Origin of the sequence: Microcystis sp. M20BS1, from assembly GCF_020245305.1 — a bacterium.
GTDB classification, from domain to species: domain Bacteria; phylum Cyanobacteriota; class Cyanobacteriia; order Cyanobacteriales; family Microcystaceae; genus Microcystis; species Microcystis ichthyoblabe_A.
Map to the genome: position 1 here is coordinate 1 of NZ_JADBUZ010000098.1, position 6,546 is coordinate 6,546.

At 39.1% G+C, this 6,546-nt stretch carries 5 protein-coding genes and 2 pseudogenes; 1 reads left to right on the forward strand and 6 read right to left on the reverse strand.

Translation table 11 applies throughout. The annotated features are described in order from the left end of the window. Positions 1-133 (forward strand): annotated as a pseudogene (locus IM507_RS10005) (IS30 family transposase); the annotation flags it as partial. A gap of 7 nt (positions 134-140) precedes the next feature. On the opposite strand, the pseudogene IM507_RS10010 reads toward IM507_RS10005, so the two are convergent. The 6 genes and pseudogenes from IM507_RS10010 to IM507_RS10035 form a co-directional block, all read right to left on the reverse strand. Beyond that, positions 141-965 (reverse strand): annotated as a pseudogene (locus IM507_RS10010) (RAMP superfamily CRISPR-associated protein); the annotation flags it as partial. A 142-nt stretch (positions 966-1,107) separates the two neighbouring features. After that, the gene (locus IM507_RS10015; RefSeq protein ID WP_123230333.1) at positions 1,108-1,326 is read right to left on the reverse strand and encodes an AbrB/MazE/SpoVT family DNA-binding domain-containing protein; all 219 of its coding nucleotides are present in this window, start codon (positions 1,324-1,326) and stop codon (positions 1,108-1,110) included. Positions 1,327-1,375: 49 nt separating this feature from the next. Next, a complete protein-coding gene (locus IM507_RS10020; RefSeq protein WP_123230332.1) occupies positions 1,376-2,359 on the reverse strand; it encodes a type III-B CRISPR module-associated Cmr3 family protein in 984 nt (327 codons plus the stop codon). A 10-nt stretch (positions 2,360-2,369) separates the two neighbouring features. Continuing rightward, a complete protein-coding gene (locus IM507_RS10025; protein ID WP_002736312.1) occupies positions 2,370-3,794 on the reverse strand; it encodes a Cas10/Cmr2 second palm domain-containing protein in 1,425 nt (474 codons plus the stop codon). Between the two features lie 7 nt (positions 3,795-3,801). Further along, entirely contained in the window at positions 3,802-4,833 is a 1,032-nt protein-coding gene (locus IM507_RS10030; RefSeq protein WP_190538241.1) for an SAVED domain-containing protein, read from the reverse strand. Between the two features lie 15 nt (positions 4,834-4,848). Next, positions 4,849-5,451: a Uma2 family endonuclease gene (locus IM507_RS10035; protein WP_069474137.1), complete on the reverse strand. Its 603-nt coding sequence runs from the start codon at positions 5,449-5,451 to the stop codon at positions 4,849-4,851. Positions 5,452-6,546 lie beyond the last annotated feature (1,095 nt).

Here is a 6,546-nt window from a genome sequence, read left to right on the forward strand (position 1 = left end):
AATCGTTAAGCCAGAGGAGGTGGAAAGAGCCGTAAACTTGATTAACAATCGTCCTCGAAAATGTCTTGACTATCGTACCCCGAATGAGGTATTCTATAAAGGTAGATCAGACAGTGATGCAATTCAGACTTGAATTGGCCTTGATTAGCGTAGTTTAAAATAGTAACTTGGCAACGACCAAAACCGATAGATTCTAATCCTCCGAAATATAATTCTTTTTGGTTTACCGATTCTCCAAAAGGTTGCCATCCTGTTTCTTTGCAAGCAATGGGAAAAACTAAAATACTACCCACGGGTAAAGCTTCCACATTGAAAAAAGCTCCTTTTTCTGTATCCACTTTTTTCTGACCTTCTAGTAGTTTAACCCGGCTTTGTCGGTAGAGTGCCATATCGTGCAGCATGGATATATCGTTATCATCAACGACGACTAATTGAGAAGCTTTTAAATCCGCTTGCGGGGGAATCCAGGGGGAAAGCTCCTCTAAGTGTTCAATTTCGAGAAATCCTAAGTTAAAAAATAAAACTTTGCTATTGCGGTTAACTCCCTGCACTACTCGCGCTTGTAAACTAGGGGAAGCAGTATAGGGATTGGGTACTTTTGCAGAGATTCCCGTGATTTGTTTGTAGCGTTTTAATAATAGGGGAGAAGTGACCCAAACTATCGGCTGCCCCGGACAAAATACCGGCAACCAAACGAGGGAAGCATATTCAAATTTAACTTTTGCTTCGGTGGTTCCTCCGTCTTCTTGTCCTGGGATTGTTTCGTGTCCGTACCATGTACGTTTTTCATCTATATTGTTCATATCGGCACGAAAACGGCCGCGAATAGAACTACCGGGGATAATTGCTGTTTGGGTAAATTGGTCACGAAAAATGAGGTTAAGATTACCCGTTTCTTCTCCTGCGGTTGCTCCCACATGAAGGGGTGCTAAGGTTTCAAGTATGCCATAACTTTTGTGATACATTTTTGGGTAAAAGTGAGTATTTTAGATGCCTAGGAATTATTCTAAACTAGGTTAATATTAATGTCAGGATTTTCTAAGATTTTGTTAATATTTTATCGTGGTATTTAGGCTATTAGGACAGCACAAAGCTATAGGTTTATTCCTAATCAATTGCAACACCCTTTAATAATTCATCGATTTCTTTAGCTATTTCCTCTGTGTAAGGAGTGAGAGAAGAAGGGTTTTTAAAGGCATCTTCTACCAAAAAATCTAAAAACATACGCAGCATTTTATTTTTGCTAATTTTTGAGCTTTGATTATTACCACTTTTTCGATAACCTAATAAAGCTTTTCGAGGAAATCTAGTTTTTACTTTTGCCATAGCTATCACTTATACTCGTCTCATTTACCCTACTCAATAATTATAGGCTTTATTTGGCAATATTTTCTAAGGGTAAGGCTAATCCGCAGCCCCAACGTTTGAGAGAAACCCCTTCGCTGGGGAACCAAGATTCCTGCCAATTTTGCCAAGATGGTAAGGGGTTTTTTAAGCGATAAACTGTTCCTGCGGGAACTGCATAACGTCCCCTAGATAAGCGCTTAACTTTATCTTTTCCTCCGAATCGATAACGATAGGTTATTGGTCTTTCGGTGTTGATGGTTTCTAATTGCCAATCACTGGGATTGCGAGTTGATAGGCGATTTGTTCCCCAGATTGCGGCAGTAATGAGGGCAAAATATTGACCGACATCTTGATTAAATAAAGTTTGGAGATGGCTGCTTAGTTCAAGTGATTTAACTTCCACTAGATGGGATTCCCCACCAAAGCGATACCAGCCATTTTCTAGGGGTTGATTAGCTAAATAAACTAGACAAGCATCTGGATGTAACTGGACGGCATTTTCGAGGAATAATTCTCCAGTTTTTACCTTTCTTTGCTCCTCTAACAAACGCGGATGGAGATGGGGATGATATTGCCACGGAGAACCATAGGCTTTTTGAGGATTATACCACTGGTTGATAGGAATCCAACTATCTCGATCGAATTTTCCCTCAATTTGTTTACTGTCTTTCTCTTGCCATTTTTCTTGCCATGTTAAGGTGTGTTGAATTTTTCCATTGTCGTTATTTTCTTGGTCTTGAAAATAATTTGCGAGGGGTTTTTTAGCCAAATAAATAAAGGGAGTGGGGACAAAAAAGTTATCTGGTTGTTCACTGTTTGCCCAAAAAGGGCCGGCAATTTGTAAATCGCGAATATTGGTGGGATTGCTGTGAGCAAATAGTCCCGAAACTGTGGCAGCAGTGGGGGGAAAACGATTTCCTGAACGTCCAACTAGATTTTCTGGAGACAGAAACGGACCGGCGCTACCGTAGAGAAATCCCAAAGGTTTAATTATGATCAGATATTGCAACATTTTTCTATGTTTAGGTGAGATGATTGACCACTTTTGAGAGGTTAATTACCCAGTTATTTCTATCTTGGTGAGAGGTGGTATCGATGGGTATATTTTGATTAAAATAAAGGTTAAAAACTGCATTGGCAATATCGTGATTATCATCGGTAAAAGCGCGGCGATTTTCTAAAGTTGCTATATCATTATAGAAATGTGTCCAGTTTTTTCCTTCACTGCGATCGCAATAACTATCGAGGATATCTTTTAAGTTTTCCCAGGGACAAACCCACTCTAAATAGTTACCACTGTTAAAAAGTATTCGCACCGCTAGACGATTTTTACCTTGATTTTTAGCGGATTTTTCTGCTTCTCGACATTGTTGCAATATGTCACGCTGAGGAACTCCTGAAGCTGCCCAAACGAAACCGACGCTAACAGTTATATCCTGAGAATAACCGTGTTTTGGCCAGATTTCCCGATGAAATTGATCAAACCAATATAGACAATCTTGTAGGGTTAATTTTGGTTCTGATTTTTGTGAAAACAAAACCCCTAGAAAGTCATCTCCTCCTCCATAAATAATGCGACCAAAGTTAAGATGATTTTCTAGTTCTTCTCCCCATTGTCGCATTCTTTGACTAAATTCTTTTCTTGAGGATATGGACAGATTTTTTAGGTAATTTCCCATCCCGTCACCGTCCCCTTGAAACCATCCTGTATAGGATTTTTCCTCGTAGCGATTTAGTTCCACAAATTTTTTAGGAAGTTCTAGGTTTAAAGGCTTGCCAATATCATATAATGTAATCATTCTTTTGACTAATTCGGGAATGCTAAGACGTTCGGTTTCATCGAGGATAGCATTAGAAAGTTTTTGACTTAATTGCTGATAAAATTCGGTGATTTGCTGATTTTGTTGGGAAATACTAGAATATAAAGGATGGGTTTGATCCGTCATTCCATACCAAACAATGGCATCGGAACCCGATAAGCTAGAACTTTCTCCTTGCCAATTAATTCCCGTCCAATCTCGTTGATATTTTTTCTGTTGCAGACTTTTAAACGCACAATCGATCGAGTCCTCTTGCGCCCAGAAGAATTCCCAAGTATGATTAATCCATAGGTTCCATTCTCGTCGCCAAGTATAATTGTATTGTGGTAAATTTTGTTCAATCCAAACCCGACACTTATTAACCACTTTTTGCCATGCGTCATTGAAGACTTGTTCGGCCTCTTTTTTGGGAAAATTACCCGCGATTAAGATTTGGTTGGGAGTTCCTCTTTTAACGTCAATTAAAGCCGGAGAAATAAGGCTACATTCAGGATATTTATCCGCTGCCTGACAGATAGCATCGGCAAGATAGGATAATAAAAAAGAACCACCGTATAAGTCCCTTAGTTTACGCGATTTTTCGATGAATCCTTGCACAGGAGCAAAGGTAATTACAGTATAGTTCATTTTATCTTTATTGTCCTCGATAAAGTTTAAATTCCTGAAGATTAATAAGATTTCTGTAGGTAGAATTTTCGTATTGAGTTAGGAGAATTGGCCAGTATTGTTGAACGGCCATTCCGACAAGTATTCCCAAAGTTATAGGCATGGAATAAACTAGCTTAATCTCTTGATAGTTTTTTTGTTGAGCGATGTTGATAGTTTTAAAGATTTCTCTAGAATATTGTAGCCAATCTTCATTTTTTTCAATTGTACCACTGCCTTTACTTTTCAGATAAATTAAATCGCCGTAGTTTTCAATACTCTGATCATTAAGATTAATTTTATGGGAAGAAACATCGATGGCTATAGTTACTCTGTCTTGACCTTTTTCGGTGACAACACGCTCAAATTTTTCGTATTCCTTAATATCTTCTTTGAGTTTGCGATCGCTAATTGCCACCACAGGATAATAACTATCAGAAGATTTATTATATTGAAAGATTTTTACTCCTTCGGTAGCGAGAATAGTACCGACCATAATAGCGACGCTAATCGGACCGATATAGGCAAGATAAATAATAGTATTTTGGGGAGTTTTTTTCTTAAGTTTCTCTAGATTATAGCGGAGTATTTGCAGAAAAGCTTTCAGCATTTCTTGATCATAAATATCACAGGAGTAGTTAAAAATTAAGTCTGTTTCGCTAATATTGAGATACTGGTCAAGATTATTTTGATGATCTTTGTATTTATTTTCTGTTTCGATGATATTAAAAAGCGATTGCAGAGCCTTATTACTATCGGCAGGATTAGCAATTTTAATCACTATCGGTAGAGGAATCGCCTGATGTTTATAGAGGTCGTATTTCTGAGATTCTAGCCAGATACCGATGATAACTAGAGCCAAAGTAATCAGAAAAATTAGATAATATCCCTGGCCAAATTGATCGGCAATTAGTGCCAAAATAGCGGCGATGGCTAATGCTGCATTGGTGAGGGGATTAAAGATAATATTATAGGGATATTGACGCAGATTACTCAGGACATTTTTAAGAGATTTCAGCATAATTTTACTAGAGATTTAGGGCATAATATCGAGAAGACACAGAGACAATTCGGGAAAAACTGCCGAACTAATGCGCTCATAAAGACGATATAATTTTTGTTGATATTCATCACCTTCTAGCTGACAAATAGTCAAAGTAGGCTGTTTGGGTTTACCGATAAAAGAGATGCCACCCAATCCACGAAAATCGACAATCCAATATTCAGCAATACCTAAAGATGAGTATTCTTCAACTTTGCGTGCATAATCATCTTGCCAATTACTACTAACCACTTCTACCACTAATTTAATTGCTGGGGAGCTAGTTAAAATTGCTTGTTTTTCCCAGAGAGGTTCGGTGCTAAAGTCCACTTCATCTAAAATGATGACATCGGGACGTAAAGCAGTAGCTTGACCCGATTCTGGACGGAGCAAACAGTTTTTAGGAATTGTCCAGGGTAGATGTAATCGCAAGATTTCTCCCCACAGTCTTCCTGCGATTTTTCCCGCTACAGATTCCTGAGGTCCAGTGGGTTCCAAGTCTCGCAACTCCCCGTCAATTAATTGATAGCGTGGGTCATCTCCATACTGGTTTAAAAAGTCTTCAAAAGTGAATAATTTAGGAGATAGGTAGGTCATGATTTTTATCGGATTAGACCTATAGCTTGTTGTTGTTATCCATGATACTGATTGCTCGCCAGAATCGGGGGATTTTGGGGGTTAAAAAATCCTTAAAAAAAACTCCCACCCCCGCTACCCTCCTTAATCAGTAGCTAGACAATTAATTACAGATAATTACTTGAGCAAAATTAATTACACATCCAGAGGCGGAAACTGTACGCTAAAGTAGTAGAAAGGGTCAATCCTCAAGAGGATGATGTGCGCTTCTATGGGATTTCCGAAGAAGCTGTCTCTAGATTGTTGGTGATGGGAGGTTCTCCTCCTCAACCACCCCCAAATCTCTACATCATCTAGCTTGTCCCCTAACTCTTGGTTGAAAATCGATGCACCCCCTCCCCGACCTAAAACCCCGATTCTCTGGTTAGATGTGTCGATTGCTCTCCCAGTCAGGGTTCTACCCTTTGGTATCGGGACTTTTACCCCCCCCAATACCACCTTTTTGGAGATGCGTCGATTTGGGGGTCTGTCTTCCCCTCTCGATGAGACTTTCCAAGGGGTACTCCTTACCTATTAGGTCAAATAGGATTAGTTGGAAATTTAAGTTGATCCTCTTGGAGTGCGTAAAATTTGCCTTGCCTTACCTATTAGGTCAAATAGGATTAGTTGGAAACCTAAAGCAATGGCAATTCGCTCTAAATGCCGCTCGACCTTACCTATTAGGTCAAATAGGATTAGTTGGAAACTCGATCGCTCGTTTGCGAATTAAAATATTTAATTGCCCTTACCTATTAGGTCAAATAGGATTAGTTGGAAACTAGAAAAAGGGTTTCTTTATAAACCCTTTTTCTGCCTTTCAATTTTGTCGAAATATCTATAAGTAGGTGGGTGGAATTAAATATAAAATGAACGTAGGTTGGGTTGAAGCATGAAACCCAACGCCCGATTATGTTACGCTACCGCTAACCCATCCTACAAATAATTGTGCCTACCTACTTAGGACATTCTGGGCGCACGCGATGCGCCCCTACCATTGGCACAATAATAATAATATTATTGTAGGGGCGAATTGCATTCGCCCAAATAATTGTGCCTACCTACTTAGGACATTCTGGG

What these genes read in the sequence shown, in the direction of transcription:
- IM507_RS10015 (WP_123230333.1), bottom strand. Translation starts at nt 1,326, where the DNA reads ATGGCAAAAGTAAAAACTAGATTTCCTCGAAAAGCTTTATTAGGTTAT.
- IM507_RS10020 (WP_123230332.1), bottom strand. Translation starts at nt 2,359, where the DNA reads ATGTTGCAATATCTGATCATAATTAAACCTTTGGGATTTCTCTACGGT.
- IM507_RS10025 (WP_002736312.1), bottom strand. Translation starts at nt 3,794, where the DNA reads ATGAACTATACTGTAATTACCTTTGCTCCTGTGCAAGGATTCATCGAA.
- IM507_RS10030 (WP_190538241.1), bottom strand. Translation starts at nt 4,833, where the DNA reads ATGCTGAAATCTCTTAAAAATGTCCTGAGTAATCTGCGTCAATATCCC.
- IM507_RS10035 (WP_069474137.1), bottom strand. Translation starts at nt 5,451, where the DNA reads ATGACCTACCTATCTCCTAAATTATTCACTTTTGAAGACTTTTTAAAC.